The organism is Scytonema sp. PCC 10023, assembly GCF_963920835.1.
Lineage (GTDB): Bacteria > Cyanobacteriota > Cyanobacteriia > Cyanobacteriales > Nostocaceae > Kalymmatonema.
Window position 1 is genome coordinate 106,884 of record NZ_CAWUDP010000014.1, and the last position, 14,585, is coordinate 121,468.

The 14,585-nt window shown below is 40.6% G+C and carries 13 protein-coding genes; 11 read left to right on the forward strand and 2 right to left on the reverse strand.

The window, feature by feature from the left end; translation table 11 throughout:
- Positions 1-24 precede the first annotated feature (24 nt).
- Complete coding sequence (locus ACM0OZ_RS11185) at positions 25-1,023, reverse strand: Rieske 2Fe-2S domain-containing protein (RefSeq protein WP_414582941.1); 999 nt, start codon at positions 1,021-1,023, stop codon at positions 25-27.
- 287 nt (positions 1,024-1,310) lie between these two features.
- Between ACM0OZ_RS11185 and ACM0OZ_RS11190 the strand changes: the two genes are divergently transcribed.
- The 11 genes from ACM0OZ_RS11190 (at position 1,311) to ACM0OZ_RS11240 (ending at position 13,116) form a co-directional block, all read left to right on the forward strand.
- Complete coding sequence (locus tag ACM0OZ_RS11190) at positions 1,311-2,228, forward strand: TetR family transcriptional regulator (protein ID WP_414582910.1); 918 nt, start codon at positions 1,311-1,313, stop codon at positions 2,226-2,228.
- Between the two features lie 602 nt (positions 2,229-2,830).
- Positions 2,831-3,190, forward strand: a complete 360-nt coding sequence (locus ACM0OZ_RS11195; protein WP_414582911.1) for an adenylyl-sulfate kinase — start codon at positions 2,831-2,833, stop codon at positions 3,188-3,190.
- Between the two features lie 118 nt (positions 3,191-3,308).
- Positions 3,309-4,637 carry a flavin-containing monooxygenase gene (locus ACM0OZ_RS11200; protein WP_414582912.1) on the forward strand — a complete coding sequence of 443 codons (1,329 nt, stop codon included), beginning with the start codon at positions 3,309-3,311 and terminating at the stop codon, positions 4,635-4,637.
- Positions 4,638-4,710: 73 nt separating this feature from the next.
- Positions 4,711-6,078: a cytochrome P450 gene (locus tag ACM0OZ_RS11205; RefSeq protein WP_414582913.1), complete on the forward strand. Its 1,368-nt coding sequence runs from the start codon at positions 4,711-4,713 to the stop codon at positions 6,076-6,078.
- A 62-nt stretch (positions 6,079-6,140) separates the two neighbouring features.
- Positions 6,141-7,256, forward strand: a complete 1,116-nt coding sequence (locus ACM0OZ_RS11210; protein WP_414582914.1) for a 3-oxoacyl-ACP synthase III family protein — start codon at positions 6,141-6,143, stop codon at positions 7,254-7,256.
- Positions 7,257-7,395: 139 nt separating this feature from the next.
- Positions 7,396-7,518 carry a hypothetical protein gene (locus tag ACM0OZ_RS11215; RefSeq protein WP_414582915.1) on the forward strand — a complete coding sequence of 41 codons (123 nt, stop codon included), beginning with the start codon at positions 7,396-7,398 and terminating at the stop codon, positions 7,516-7,518.
- A 77-nt stretch (positions 7,519-7,595) separates the two neighbouring features.
- Positions 7,596-8,855 (forward strand): glycosyltransferase, encoded by a 1,260-nt coding sequence (locus ACM0OZ_RS11220; RefSeq protein WP_414582916.1) that lies wholly within the window; start codon positions 7,596-7,598, stop codon positions 8,853-8,855.
- Positions 8,856-9,100: 245 nt separating this feature from the next.
- Positions 9,101-9,934: an SDR family NAD(P)-dependent oxidoreductase gene (locus ACM0OZ_RS11225; RefSeq protein ID WP_414582917.1), complete on the forward strand. Its 834-nt coding sequence runs from the start codon at positions 9,101-9,103 to the stop codon at positions 9,932-9,934.
- 170 nt (positions 9,935-10,104) lie between these two features.
- The gene (locus ACM0OZ_RS11230) at positions 10,105-11,643 is read left to right on the forward strand and encodes a GMC oxidoreductase (protein ID WP_414582918.1); all 1,539 of its coding nucleotides are present in this window, start codon (positions 10,105-10,107) and stop codon (positions 11,641-11,643) included.
- A 45-nt stretch (positions 11,644-11,688) separates the two neighbouring features.
- On the forward strand, positions 11,689-11,892 hold the full coding sequence (locus tag ACM0OZ_RS11235) for a hypothetical protein (protein ID WP_414582919.1): 204 nt from the start codon (positions 11,689-11,691) through the stop codon (positions 11,890-11,892).
- Between the two features lie 63 nt (positions 11,893-11,955).
- The gene (locus tag ACM0OZ_RS11240) at positions 11,956-13,116 is read left to right on the forward strand and encodes an acyltransferase family protein (RefSeq protein WP_414582920.1); all 1,161 of its coding nucleotides are present in this window, start codon (positions 11,956-11,958) and stop codon (positions 13,114-13,116) included.
- A 165-nt stretch (positions 13,117-13,281) separates the two neighbouring features.
- Here ACM0OZ_RS11240 and ACM0OZ_RS11245 read toward each other — a convergent pair whose 3' ends face one another.
- Positions 13,282-14,235, reverse strand: coding sequence for a hypothetical protein (locus ACM0OZ_RS11245; protein ID WP_414582921.1), 954 nt, complete (start codon positions 14,233-14,235; stop codon positions 13,282-13,284).
- Positions 14,236-14,585: the final 350 nt, after the last annotated feature.

Below are 14,585 nucleotides of genomic sequence, written 5' to 3' on the forward strand. Positions count from 1 at the left end.
TACAATAATCAACCCAAATCAGTTTTACACCTTCAGTGACTTCTGTAAACTGAGGTTCGGTTTTACAATTTCAGGCCAGGTTTCAAAATTGCGCCTAACCCAATCCATACCAATTTCGTTGTTGAGCTTAATTTTTTGGGGCGTATTCGGATAAATCTTGCCTAGGATATCACTATCTTGCTCAACTACAACTTTGGCTAAGTTGAGAAATGTCTGCCCAAAAACCTTAAATGCAGGGTTTTTAACTAACCCATACATCAGTATGTAGGTTCGTGTCCGAGTTTTAGACTCTGGGACAAACAAATGAATTTGAGCAATTTTACCCAGCCCGTTTTCCGCATGAAGTATAACTAAAGATGGAAAGTGATTTTCCAAATGAGCTTTAAGAACTTTTGGTAGCAGCAGCAAACTTGGATTTTTCAGTTTTTCAGACAAACTAGCTGCTGTTGGCATACTGTAAAATGCATGGGAGTGATAGCCATTATCAATAAATGTCTCAAAACGCACTTCCTCAATCCTAAATAAAGGTCGATGGGTGCCGTTTTGGTGATTGTAGTCGTGCATAACGAGCAGCATACTCAGCAAATCAGTCTCCACGCTAGTATCAGCTGTATGACCGATAAACTCGTATTGCGAGGCAATTTCATTAAGAATATTGGAAATCGGTATTTTGGGTTCAAAGCCGCCATATGACCAAATAAAATCATCTTGAATAATTAGTTCTAGCGGCTCTAGTTGCGGTAAAGTTTTCTTCTTGGAACCTGGCAAAATCGTGCAGCCTTCACCATCAAACTCAAGGGCATGAAAAGGACAGACTACTACACTCGTTTTATCTTCACGTTCTTGACACCACCCTTCAGACAACATAGCTCCCATATGGGGACACGCATTGGGTAGAGCATTCACCTTGCCAGTTTTATCTTGCCAAAGTACATAATCAGTTCCGTAAAGAGATACTTTTTTTGGCTTGTTGATTTCCAACATAGACTTGTGTGCTAATAGCCAGGGCGCACCAGCAAGCATAGACATCGGTGTTACTCTCCTGATTTACTAGTAGTCTGTCAATTTTGATTTGAGAAGTTCGTAGTTGCAAACCACGCCTTTCTGGTCGAAATTTGACGCAAGCAAAATATGCTTGCGATGGATGTGGCATATATCTGAGTTGTGTTGAAATGCCTGCTAGGGCAACTCAACTAGGCTCAGGTGCGATTCGCAAAAGAAAATGTGACTAATTATTCGCTTTTATTATAATTTATGAGTAAAAATTCATGTTTGTCAAGAGGATTGGTGACGAGCGAAGGGGTGCAAGGGTGAATTCAAACAAAAAGGCATCCATGCGCCGTCAGCCCAAGCAAAAGCGCAGTCAAGAGCGTATCGAACGCATTCTAGATGCAGCAGCTGAGGTCTTTGATGAAGTGGGTTTTGAGGCGGCGACAACTCATGCGATCGCCGCTCGTGCTGACACAGCTATAGGTTCGCTTTACCAGTTTTTTCCAGATAAATTGGCAATTTTCCACGCTTTGGAATTGCGTCACGTCGAGCGAGTACACACCGTATGGGCAAAGCTGAGTCAGCCAGAAATCATTCAACTGCCTTTTGAGAGATTTATCCGAACTTTGGGAGGAGCATTCCAGCAACTTTTTGAGCAGCCCACTTGTCGGATGGTCTTTGTGCAGTACTTCACATCCCGAACCATCTTTCAAAACATTGATGATACCTTTACCGAGGAAGCCATCAATTTTATGGCAAAACTGCTGCGAGGGCGCAATCCAGCATTGAGTCCCGAACATTGCCATTTACTGGCTCAAGTCTGCACCCATGCCTATAATACTTTGCTACTACTGGCACTACGCAGCGATGAAACTGATCGCCAGCAAATTTTTGAGCAAATCGAGGTGCTGCTGATTGCATACTTACAGCCTCATATAGGGGATGAAGTTTTGCACAATAAAGTAATGATAGTAATGAAATGCCCGCACTGTGGTGGAGAGCGCATTTCTAAAAATGGGCATCGTCATGGTAAGCAGCGTTATCTTTGCAAAGACTGTGGTAAGCAATTCCCTGAGGCGTACTCATTGCAAGGATACGGTGATGAAGTGAAGCAGCAATGCTTGGAATTGTATCGCGATGGTGTTGGTTTTCGGGAGATTGAAAGAAGAACTGGAGTTTCTCATAATACGGTTATTCATTGGGTGAAGCAGACTGGCACCAGTTATTCCTGCGACTAATCCAAGATGATCGATGTTTTCAATCTTGATGCTTTCCCCTAGCTTCATAATTGCGAACATGTTGTGCAAAAACTTCTATTTTCAGCTTCTCACAATCAAGCTTCGTTATTCGCGATTGCCTGAGCCTGCGGCACGGCTGCGCCGAACGGCACTGCCCCTTGGGGCAATCGCCTCCCAGATCCAGCTTCGTCCATGCCAAGATCGCAGTCGCAGCGCACCTCTGTCTACTAGTTTTATTTTTTACACTTTATCTTCTGGTTCTACAGCTGTACTGTGGCTATCCTTGAGCTACTGCAATAGAAAAAATGATACTCTAGCATAGATTTTATTATTTTTTTTATTATGTTATTAATTTTACTAAAAAATAATAACATTAATATACTCAACTCAAAGTACGTATGTTTATAAAAATTGCTAAAAATAAATCATCAAACAAGTTGAATCACAAGACACTCATGAGATATTGTAATATTTAAGGCAAAAAAATAGTAATTAAACATACATTGATATGTTACATTGATTATATAATAAATGTAAAAATACTTAGTAAAATGTTCTAGTTCAGAATTAGGGTGCATAGGCTAGAGCATGAGATCGGTTTTTTGAAAAGCACCTTACATCGCATCTACCAAACTCTTCCAAAATACAAGCATACATTCTTCGTTCTGATGCGACTCGTACAAGGTAAAGGTTGTATTCTATGGCTCACAGGACTCATTGGTTCTGGTAAGACGACCATTTCCATCGGAGTGGAGCGCGAGCTGAAAACACGTAACTGCCTGGTTGAACTCTTAGATGGCGATGTGGTAAAAACCCATCTTTCTAAAGAACTAGGTTATGGCAAGCAAGACCGGGACACAAATGTTCTTAGCATTGGATTTGTAGCAAATCTACTCAGTTGCAATGTTGCAATGGAGTCATTGCGATTGACAACTGCCATCAGTCCCTATCGGGCTATTTAGATCCTTTAGGTAGGGTATTTGAAATTTGTCATTAAGGATTTGGTTTACGATTTCATCTCATTGCTGGATTGCTCAACGCGCGAACTCTCCCTCTTTTGTTGATTCATGCAAGAAGTCTATGGTCGATACAACTCACAAACATCTGATTATCGGGGCTGGTTTTGTCGGATTGGGTATGGCTGAGGCACTCAAGGCTGCTGATATTCCCTACGATCAGGTCGATGCTAGTGACGATATTGGTGGAAATTGGTATCACGGCGTTTACGAAAGCGCACACATCATCTCGTCACGAAAGACGACTCAATTTACCCATTTCCCAATGCCAGATAATTACCCCGACTTCCCCAGCGCTCAAAACATGTGGGATTATTTGAACGCTTTTGCTAATCATTTTGACTTGCGCCGGCATATCGAACTTAATTATGCAGTTAGTTATGTGCGCCCAGTCGAGAACAATTTCTGGGAAGTAACCTTTGCCAACGGGGAACAGCGAATCTACAAAGGGGTGTTGATGTGCAACGGTCATCACTGGTGCAAACGTTTTCCCAAATTTAAGGGAGAATTTAACGCAGAGATTATCCATTCCAAAGATTACAAGCACCCTGATCAACTTCGTGGCAAACAAGTTCTGGTTGTTGGTGGAGGAAACTCAGCTTGTGATATTGCAGCAGAAGCAGCTCGCGTGGGAGCTAAGTCCGTTCTGAGCATGCGCGAATCAGTGTGGTTTATCCCGAAGTCATTTGCTGGATTCCCAGCTGCCGATCTATTGAAATGGTGGATGCCCCAATGGTTGCAGCAGATCTTAGCTTACGCGATCATTCGCCTGACGTTCGGCACGCACGACAATTATGGTCTACCCAAACCCAATCATCGGGTTTTCGACAAGCATCCTACCTTGAACAATGAGGTACCCTACTACATAAAACATGGACGAATCATTCCCAAACCCGCCGTACTTCGCTTGGATGGTTGGGAAGTTGAATTTATTGATGGCACTCGAAAAGCATTTGACTTAATCGTTTGTGCAACTGGTTACTCTGTCGCGTATCCCTTCCTTCCCCCAGAACTTCAGCGCGTCGAAGGAGCAGTGGTCAAATGTTATGGAGATTCGTGTATAGAAGATTACAAAGGGATCTATTATATCGGTTGGGTACAGATACGAGGCGGGGTTGGATCATTTATTTCAGCTTATGGTCCTGTCTTCACCCGTTTCCTCAAACTCCAAGATGAAATCAATGTGCCTATTGGTTTGGTCCTCAAAGAAATGGGACAACAGATGCGGGAAACCCATCTTGTCGATCCGCAGGAGACTTTTAGGCAATTCAAGCTCGCCAATCTCTTATTTAACTGGATTGTTAAAAAAGCCCATCAAGTTAATACCCAATATCCAAACTTTAGTAACAGTCCACTCCCCCCTTGCATAAGCTACACGCCACTAAAGTTTTGACAGAATACGCTTTGCAAGCGTTTGATTTTTATTTTTAGGAACAATGCTTACTTTACTTGAATTTGAGACTTAAATGTTTAGAAATTTCCAAAACATTACTGAAAATTTACTGATAGCTGACACATCTCCTCCTAAAGGGCATTGGCTTTTTAATCACCTGTTGCAAGTTGTGCGAGATCCCCTGAGCTTCTTCAACTACGCTAGGGAATACGGTGATATCGTTCCCTCACGCTTATGGTGGACACCAGTATTGCTACTTAATAACCCAAACTACATTGAAGAGGTTTTCTCTCAACAAAACAGGGTGTTTATGAGGAAAGGTCCTATCTTTCGCAATAACTCCAAATTACTACTAGGTAACGGCTTGTTTCTTAGTGAAGGAAAGTTTTATCATCAACAGCGCAAATTAGCTCAACCTGCTTTCCATAAACAGATGATTGCTTCTTATGGGGAAGTGATGGTTGAGGAGACCAACCACGTTATTGCTAATTGGCAGGATGGGCAAGAGTGCGATGTTTATCAGGAGTTTGTCAGCATAACCATGTCGATAATAGCCAAAACTATGCTGGGTACTGAATTAGACGCTGTGGCTGCCAATAATGTAACTATTGCTCTAGATGCGACTGCGAATCGTTTGGTAAACCGCAGAAATGCTCTGTTTTTGGTGCCAAATTGGCTGCCCACTCCTAGTCATCTGCGCTTTCGCAGAGCAGTTAAGCAGTTAGATCAAATTGTTTATAACATTATTAATCAACACAGTACCAGTGAAGAAAACCAGGGCACTTTCCTCGACCTGGTACTATACGCTCAAAAAGAAGGCAGCCAAATAACATTACAACAATTGCGGGATGAGGTGATCAATATCTTTCTTGCAGGTCATGAAACCACAGCGATCGCCTTAACTTGGATATCCTTTGTCCTCTCACAGCATCCATTAGTGGAGGCAAAATTAATCGAGGAATTACAGACAGTTCTGAGCCGAAGAACCCCCACTGTGGCAGACTTACCTCAGTTACGCTATACCGAAGCAATTGCCCTAGAAACTTTACGGCTCTATCCTCCAGTCTGGTTATTAGAGCGCATGGCTTTAGAGGATACGGAAATTGCTGGGTATCCAGTGTCAAAAGGTACTTTGGTTTTTGCTAGCACATGGGCTGCACACCGCAACCCTGACTTTTTTCCTGAGCCGGAAAAATTCAATCCTAGCCGCTGGGAGAATGGCTTAGCAAAACGGCTACCTTTGGGAGCTTATTTCCCCTTTAGTCTGGGAGCGCGGACTTGTCTTGGCAAGGATTTCGGCATGATGGAACTTGTTCTTCTCATAGCCACAATCTTCCAGAATTTCCAGTTAAGGCTAGTGCCAGGACATCCCGTTGAGATTCTCCCGTCCTTAACACTACGTCCTAAACATGGGATGAAAATGTTGTTAACAAGGCGTTAGGTGTTGTCAGAATCCAAAGTCATAAAAGAAAGTTAGTAAATAAAATTAGACACAGAACAAACATGCAGCTATTAGTTCATTCCCTAAGTACGAATTTAAGCACTTATTCTTTTCTAGAAAGAATGCAGGTTTACAAAACCCCTGTCTCTCAAATCAAGTCATTGGGAGTCTATCTCCCCGAACGCATTGTTGACAATGAAGAACTAGCTGCGATGATTGATGCACCTAGCGTGCTCAAAAACAATTTACCCAAACTAATAGAACGACTCACTGGTATCAAAACTCGGCACTATGTCAAAGAAGGCACATCCCCATCTGAATTAGCAATAGAAGCGGCTTGGCGAGCTCTCTCGACAGCTAACTTAAGCGTCAATGATATTGATACCCTCATATTTGCAGCTACGGATACGGATATCATAGAACCCGCTACCGCCAACATCGTGCAAGCGAAGATGGGAATTTCAAGAATTAACGCTTTTGATGTTAAGAATGCTTGTAATAGTGTTTTGCAAGCTCTGAATATTGCCAATAGCCTAATTGCCACTGGTGCCGCACACCGAATTTTGATTGTCAGTGGTGAAGTTGGGAGTTATACCGTTAATCGTAAAATTGCCAGTAAGGAGGAACTCCGCACCAAGCTTGGCGGGTTAACTTTGGGGGACGCTGGGGTTGCTATCGTTGTTGAGCCATCAGATGGGAAGTTGGGATTCCTGGAGTTCAACCTCATGAGTATGGGTGAATACTGGCATTTATGTCACATTCCCGAAGACACAGATTGGCGTCATAGTCCTGAAGGAACGTTTTGTTATCGATTTTATCTGGATTTACCTGAGTTAGGTAAATTGATACGCAAGTACACCATTCCTTATTTCCAGGAATATAACTCCTACCGTCAGCAAGAATTTCAAGAAGATCCCTTTTACAAACATTTGGCTTTAGTGGTGGGACACCAAATTTCTAAAGGTTTTATTGAAGAAGTCCGTCAGGCTTTGGAAATTCCTCCATCTAAGTCAATGCTTACAGTCGAATATTTTGGAAATACAGCTAGCACTGCAATTCCTTTAGCTTTACACAAAGCTATGGAGCAAGGGTTGTTAACTTGGGGATCTGGACAGGAAGTCATGCTCTTCGGGGCTGCTAGCGGCTACAGCATTGGACACTTGCGCGTGCGTATTTAGCGCTCTTCGATTACTCTCATGAAAGAATAATAAAGTCCAATTACTCTCATGAGACAATAATAAAGTAAAGTGCCGCAAACTCTTTGCTGGACTATGTTTGAGCCAAGAGAGCCTGCCTCTACTATAAAATTTATTGACGATGACTGTGAGCAGTTATCAGAAACGCCAACACTGTCTGGCACACTTGATTCGGAAAGCGATCGCTTTCACAGAAGTTGTAGACCTTGAGGCGGCGGATTTAGGACAGTGGCGCATTAGTTGAACTCAGGGAATTAATACAAGTGAAAAGTTACAGGTTGCTGGGTGCTTTTGATAATTTCATTATTTGAAGGAGATAATATGATTCATTTTGGCATCATTTGTCCACCTATATTTAGTCATCTTAATGGGTTGTTTTCTATAGGACGTGAACTACAGCGACGTGGTCATCGTGTGACTCTTTTAGGAACTTTAGATACTCAACCTATGGCTGTATCAGCAGGGTTGGAATTCAAGGCACTTGCAGAATCTAAGCGTTTTTCAGAAGTGATGATGCAATCAAATGTTCAATCTGCGGAACTAAACAGAATTGCTGCACTACAAAGTACCATCAGGATGCTGCAAGAGCTAACGACTTTATTTCTTCAAAATGCTCCAACAGCAATCAGTGAAGCTGGTATAGATGCATTGATAATAAATCAAGTTATCTTTGGTGGAGGAACAGTGGCAGAATACTTAGGCATCCCTTTTGTAACTGCCTGCTGTGCCTTAATACTAAATCCAGATGACAGTGTTCCTCCGTGTTTCACAGCTTGGAATTACAATCCAGCATGGTGGGCACGTCTGCGAAATCGAGCTTTTTATTATTTAATAGAGCAAATAAACCAACCAATCCGAAGAGTTATATCCGAGTATCGCAAACAGTGGAAGTTGACCCCACTTTCTAGTATCAATGAACTTGACTCCAAATTGGCTATCATCTATCAACTACCAATGGAGTTAGAGTTTCCCAGACAAAATTTACCACCTTGGTTCCATTTCACTGGATCGTTCCGTGACTTGACAACAGAGCCTGCTGTTGATTTCCCTTTTGAAAAGCTGACTGAAAAACCTTTAATTTATGCTTCTATGGGAACTTTAGTAAATCAAGTAGAGAAGATTTTTCGCTGTATTGCCCAAGCATGTGAGAGTTTAGATGCTCAATTAGTAATCTCTTTGGGTGGTAATCTTGAACCAGAAGTATTACCAAAGTTACCTGGAGAACCTTTAATTGTTAAATATGCACCACAGTTGGAATTACTCAAAAAAGCTAGGCTAACGATTACTCATGCTGGAGCAAATACTGTTATAGAATCCTTGAGTAACGGTGTACCTATGGTGGGGATTCCCCTGGGTAAGGATCAACCAGGTATAGCAGCAAGAATAGCTTGGACTGGTAGTGGAGAATTTTTGCTCCCATCTGGCTTGAATGTTTCCAGGCTGCGATCTACTATCCAACGGGTGTTGACGCAGAACTCGTACAAGCAAAATGCAGTTAGGTTACAGGCAGCTATTTGTCGTGCTGGTGGAGTTAGGCGTGCTGCTGATATTATTGAGCAAGCTATAGCAAATTGCGGGTAAGTGTAGTAACCCAAGTTGCAAGTGGATGCCCTCCAGGAACAAAAACGGAGGGGAAGATGTTAAACTTATATCTTGCACCTCTGCGTAAAAACCCAGGCGATATAAAAAGATGCGCGAAATCGCTACCTGATTTTTATTGGTTTTTATCGCTAAATCAAAGGTTGTACTTTAATACTGAGTCATTAAATTACATCAATTTTTCTTAGTGCAAGATGTGAGTATATGTAATATACAGGCGGGTAATTATGAAAACCATAGCAGGTAAGACAGTAGTCTTGACTGGTGCATCTGGTGGTATTGGAGTATTTATGGCTCGTACTCTGGCGAAAGAACAGGCAACTATCGTTGGAGTTTCTCGTTCCAAGGAAAGTTTAGAAAAAATATGTTCTGAACTCGAAATGATAGGTAATACATGCATAAGTATTCCATTTGATATTAGCAACTTGGAAGAATTACCAGTTCTTGTGCAGCAAATTCATGAGCTTGTAAGTCCAATTGATATCTTGATTAACAATGCTGCAATAGGAAAATTTCAACCTTTTCAAAATTACACATTAGAGGATATTCAATCGATATTAAAGACTAATCTACTTGCACCAATGGAATTATCTCGTTTGATACTACCAAGTCTGATAAACCGCAATAGTGGGCACATCGTAAATATTGCATCTACTTCTGGTAAAATGGGAGAGCCTTACAACAGTATTTACTCGGCAAGTAAAGCAGGTATGATTATGTGGTCAAATGCAATACGGCAGGAATTAGCTGGTACTAATGTAGGGGTTTCTGTCGTTTGTCCTGGATATGTTTCAGCAGGAATGTCTCTTGATTTTGGTTTAAGACCACCAAGTTTAGCACATGTTTCTAGACCAATTGATGTGGCAAATGCGGTTATCAAAGCTATTAAGAAAAATCAGGGAGAAGTCATGCTTGATGGAGTTTTAACAAGGCTATTATTTTCCAATCTACAACTTTTTCCCAACTTTAGAGATTCAATTGATCGCTGGATTGGTTTGACCAATTTAAATCGAACCTGTTTAGAAAATCAAATGCGTGACGAAAATTCTACACAAAACTAATTTAGTAAGAATTCAGAAGCCATAATTCAGGAGTCAAAATAGTTAAAGAATCAGGATAACATTTGATAAAGTGAATATACCAATAGTAATAGACTCCTTATAAATTCTGAATTCTGACCCAAGAAGTACTAATTTTTTACCTAATTTATGCCCGAAAAAACAAAACAAATATGGTTGATGGTCATTATGATGTTATTATTATTGGCACGGGTGCTGGTGGTGGAACATTAGCTAACCGACTAGCATCTAGTGGAAAGAAAATTTTAGTTTTAGAACGAGGAACTTTTTTACCCAAGGAAAAAGCTAATTGGGATTCTACAGAAGTCCACAAAAAAGAACGCTATCTGAACTCTGAGGTTTGGTATAAAAAAGATGGCAAACCGTTGCGTCCAGTCACACACTATTATGTTGGTGGTAACACCAAATTCTATGGTGCTGCTTTGTTCAGATTTCGTGAGCAGGACTTTGAAAAAATCATTCATAAGGATGGTATTTCTCCTGAATGGCCATTGAAGTATCGGGACTTTGCTCCTTACTACACTCAAGCTGAGAAACTCTACGAAGTACATGGTCTACGAGGTCTAGATCCTACAGAACCACAAAGCACTGAAGACTATCCCTTTCCACAAATCAATCACGAACCGCTCATTCAGCAAATTCATGATGCCTTAAAAGATAAAAGCCTTCATCCATTTTATTTACCACTTGGCATCAAGCTCAATGAAACCAATCGTTTTTTAAGTTCTTGTATTCGTTGTGATACTTGTGATAGCTTCCCGTGTTTTCTCAATGCCAAAGCCGACGCTGATATTAACGGTTTACGTCCAGCACTTGTCTATCCTAATTTAACTTTAATGACCAATGCAAAAGTTTTGCGTTTGTATACGAGTGCATCTGGTCGTGAAGTGACTGGAGTTGAAGCAGAAATTGCAGGTCAGCGTTATATATTTTCTGGGGATATTGTTGTTGTGGCTTGTGGCGCAGTCAACTCAGCAGTATTGTTATTGAAATCAGCCAATGACCAGCACCCGAATGGATTAGCTAATAGTTCTTATCTTGTAGGACGCAATTACATGGCACATAAGTTTGCAGTGGTCATAGCTGTGACGGCAAAACAGAATCCTACAGTTTATCAAAAGACACTTGCTCTCAATGATTTTTATTGGGGAGAGAAAGATTTTCCTTACCCAATGGGAAGTATCCAATTAATAGGCAATCTTAACAAAGATAAAGTTACAGCTAATGGACCACCTTTTCTGCCTAGCATCTTAGCTGAAATAGTGGCAAATCATTCTGTTGCTTGGATGCTCATAACTGAAGACTTGCCAGACCCAAATAATCGTGTGCGACTCCAGGGAGATAAAATCTTTCTTGACTATACAAACAACAATGAAGAAGTATTTAATCGTTTAATAAAGCGATGGAATCAAGTTTTGAAATCTATTGAACAACGCCATCAAAATAGTTTTTCTTTGTATTTTACTACAAAGTTGCCTATGAAAGAAGTTACACATCAGTGTGGAACTTGCCGTTTCGGTGAAGACCCTAAAACTTCCGTGCTTGATATTAATTGCCGCACGCATGATGTTGATAACCTTTACGTTGTTGACAGTAGCTTTTTCCCTTCCAGTGCTGCTTTGAATCCATCGCTAACAATTATGGCAAATGCTTTGCGTGTAGGAGAGCATTTAATTGAGAGATTAGGTTAACACTCCCCGGACTTATAGCGGTATTCATAGCCGCAACCAGCTAGAGTGACTTCTAAGAATAATCCCAACAGAGCTTTGAGATTTTCTCTTTGGTATGCAGATGGCATCAAAGATACTAGTGTGTACACTAATTGCTGGGTATGGGTAAGAATTGTTTCCATTGTTCTTGCTAGCTATCAACCGCTTCGGGTGAAAATTCCTCGTACTTTGTTAAAACGTTTGACCGATACCTTGGTCTATGCCGCCTAAATGCATAAAGTCGAGATAAGAAAACGTGCATGAAGTCATTGAAGTATAAATACAGGAGGAACTGTGGCTTCTACTGAGCGTATGGTAAAACATATTGACTTTCTGGACGGCTTGCGTGCTCTCGCAGCGTTGTTTGTCTTATTTAGTCATGTATGGTTCCAGCTATGGCCGGCTGTTGTTCCACCCTATGAATATGGTCATCGACCTACTGGATTGACGTTGATTTTTACTAGCTGGCTTTTTTACGGTCATTTTGCGGTAGTTGTGTTCATTGTACTATCAGGCTTTTGTCTGATGCTACCCGTTGTTCACAGCAGTGGAGTTTTGGACGGTGGGACACTGAATTTCTTCAAAAGGCGGGCAAAGCGTATTCTGCCTCCTTACTACTTTGCTCTATTGTTCTCACTCATCTCCATATGGCTTTTTATTAATCTGAAGACAGGAACACATTGGGATATAAGCCTGCCTGTCACATTTGTCGGATTTATGGCGCATTTAGCCATGATGCAAGACATTGTGACAACAACCCAAATCAACTATGTCTTTTGGTCAATTGCCCTTGAATCACACCTATACCTTTACTTCCCCCTGCTTGTACTGAGTTGGCAGCGCTTTGGGGGCATTAGGACCACACTTGGAACAGGTTTATTGATTTACACCACTATTATTTTGCTGGAAATCAACCATGTCAAATTCATACCCCCACAATTCATAGGTATGTGTTTCTATTTCGTGTTAGGCATGCTTGCAGCTACTATTGTTTTCTCTCAAGAGAAGTTTTGGTACTTAGTGCGTCAGCATTTTCCCTGCCACTTCGCCATAGCTAGTTCAGTTTTGATGATTATCTTTTTTTGCTATCTGTGGGGATTCGATCTGGCGTTTGAACGATTAGCCTTTTTAGATACTCTTTGTGCTTTCGCTGCATTGTCTTTGCTCATTGCAGCCTCGCATCCTGGAGAGAACAAACTTCGTGATTTTCTTAGTTCCAGACCGCTTGTGTTTATAGGTACATTTTCCTACAGCCTCTATCTTGTTCATGCACCTCTATTACAAATTATCTGGCAGTATGGTTTGCATCCATTACATCTAGGAGAAGTTTTGGAGTTTATCTTACTTCTTGTTATAGGCACGCCACTAATTTTGCTTGCAGCATACCTCTTCTTTTTCTACTGCGAACAACCATTCTTAAATACACACTCAGAACGTGCGAAGAATAAGAGTTAAAAAAATGGCGTTGCACAATAGAAATATGAATGTGCAAATTGATGTCGCACGAACTACAAGCCCTGCTTTTTGCTATGAGCAATTACGATTCATTGAGCCAATAAAACACCCCAAACTCACGGTCTTCATCATAGCCCTTTAAGTGCGATATTAAATGATTCATTTTCATAAATTATTTAATGTTGCTATGGTTTCGACTATAGTCATTGCAGCTTTATCTGGTAACTCTGTAAAGATTGAATGGTTACTTTCTAACCAATAAATGGGGGAATTTTGAGATGTGCTACGAATCCATGTTTCGATCTTATCTGGTTGAGCTACATTATCATACTTTCCCAAGATAAAAGCACTTTTAATGTGTCTCGGAAATTCTTTGATTAGCGGCATTTGAGAAATTAGAGTAATATAATGATAAGGTGTCCACGGAGTATTACTTAAACGTATAGAAAGACTTTGCAGAGGAAAAGTACATGATGCTTTTGAATTAGGAGCAATAACACTCTTCCAAATTTTATCTATTAAAGGAATGGTATTATATGCTCGATAAGCTCTAATATTTAGACGCTCATAAACCCACAAAAAAAAATTGAAGAATAAAATCATTGCACTTTCTGTGGTGGGACTGGGTAGAAGATATGGGACAAGAAATATTATCTTCAAGGATGGAACAATACTATATAAATCTGTTAAATATCTAAAAACCAAAGGACTCGATAAAGATACTGGTACAATAGCATTAACTTTTTGTTTGCGTAATAGTATTTGAATTGTAGTTAATAAAATCTGGTCTGTCTGTGCGGCTTGTGTTACATCGCTATGCTGATTGAGACCGACACCAGGCAGGTCAAAGATTAAATATCCCCATTGAGGAGGTAATAGAGTAAAGATGTTCGCCAAAAGAGAAGCATACGTGAGAAGATTTGACTGAAATCCGGGAATTACCAAAATTTTGTTTTCTCCACCACCCTCTAAGATTCTCATGCCGTTCTCTAAAGTTTCAACCTTGGCATTACAAAAAATCTTGTGAATAGCTTGTTCATAATTATTGTTATCTAGGGTACGAATATATGCGGGTGTTAGAACTTTTAAATCAAAAAGGCTAGTAACTTGGTCTTTCATGAAAAACGATTTTTATTTGACAGTGGATTGTAGGTTTATCAAGTACAGTAGAAGTAAGAGCGCAAAGCAGTTTCGCAGATGTTTGGGATTGACTGAATCGAGTGCGGTGGCAATCAAACGTATCAACCATTTTTGTTGTGGTGACAGAAAACTGGCGTAAAAAAACCTTGATTTATGACCATGTTCAATCAGATTAAAATCTGGAGAATAGTGTGATAGGTAAACTTCTAAGAAACACATTTTCAAACCCTTATATATCAAGGTTTACAATGAATTGTTTTTCTTTCATATTTTATGGGAGCGATATGCTGCGAGAAGTCTGCGCTCCACGTAATCGCCGTGCCCTTGGG

Excerpts from the sequence above, each read along its gene's own strand:
- ACM0OZ_RS11185 (WP_414582941.1), bottom strand. The coding sequence starts at position 1,023 with ATGCTTGCTGGTGCGCCCTGGCTATTAGCACACAAGTCTATGTTGGAA.
- ACM0OZ_RS11200 (WP_414582912.1), top strand. The coding sequence starts at position 3,309 with ATGGTCGATACAACTCACAAACATCTGATTATCGGGGCTGGTTTTGTC.
- ACM0OZ_RS11205 (WP_414582913.1), top strand. The coding sequence starts at position 4,711 with ATGTTTAGAAATTTCCAAAACATTACTGAAAATTTACTGATAGCTGAC.
- ACM0OZ_RS11210 (WP_414582914.1), top strand. The coding sequence starts at position 6,141 with ATGCAGCTATTAGTTCATTCCCTAAGTACGAATTTAAGCACTTATTCT.
- ACM0OZ_RS11215 (WP_414582915.1), top strand. The coding sequence starts at position 7,396 with ATGACTGTGAGCAGTTATCAGAAACGCCAACACTGTCTGGCACACTTG.
- ACM0OZ_RS11220 (WP_414582916.1), top strand. The coding sequence starts at position 7,596 with ATGATTCATTTTGGCATCATTTGTCCACCTATATTTAGTCATCTTAAT.
- ACM0OZ_RS11225 (WP_414582917.1), top strand. The coding sequence starts at position 9,101 with ATGAAAACCATAGCAGGTAAGACAGTAGTCTTGACTGGTGCATCTGGT.
- ACM0OZ_RS11230 (WP_414582918.1), top strand. The coding sequence starts at position 10,105 with ATGGTTGATGGTCATTATGATGTTATTATTATTGGCACGGGTGCTGGT.
- ACM0OZ_RS11245 (WP_414582921.1), bottom strand. The coding sequence starts at position 14,235 with ATGAAAGACCAAGTTACTAGCCTTTTTGATTTAAAAGTTCTAACACCC.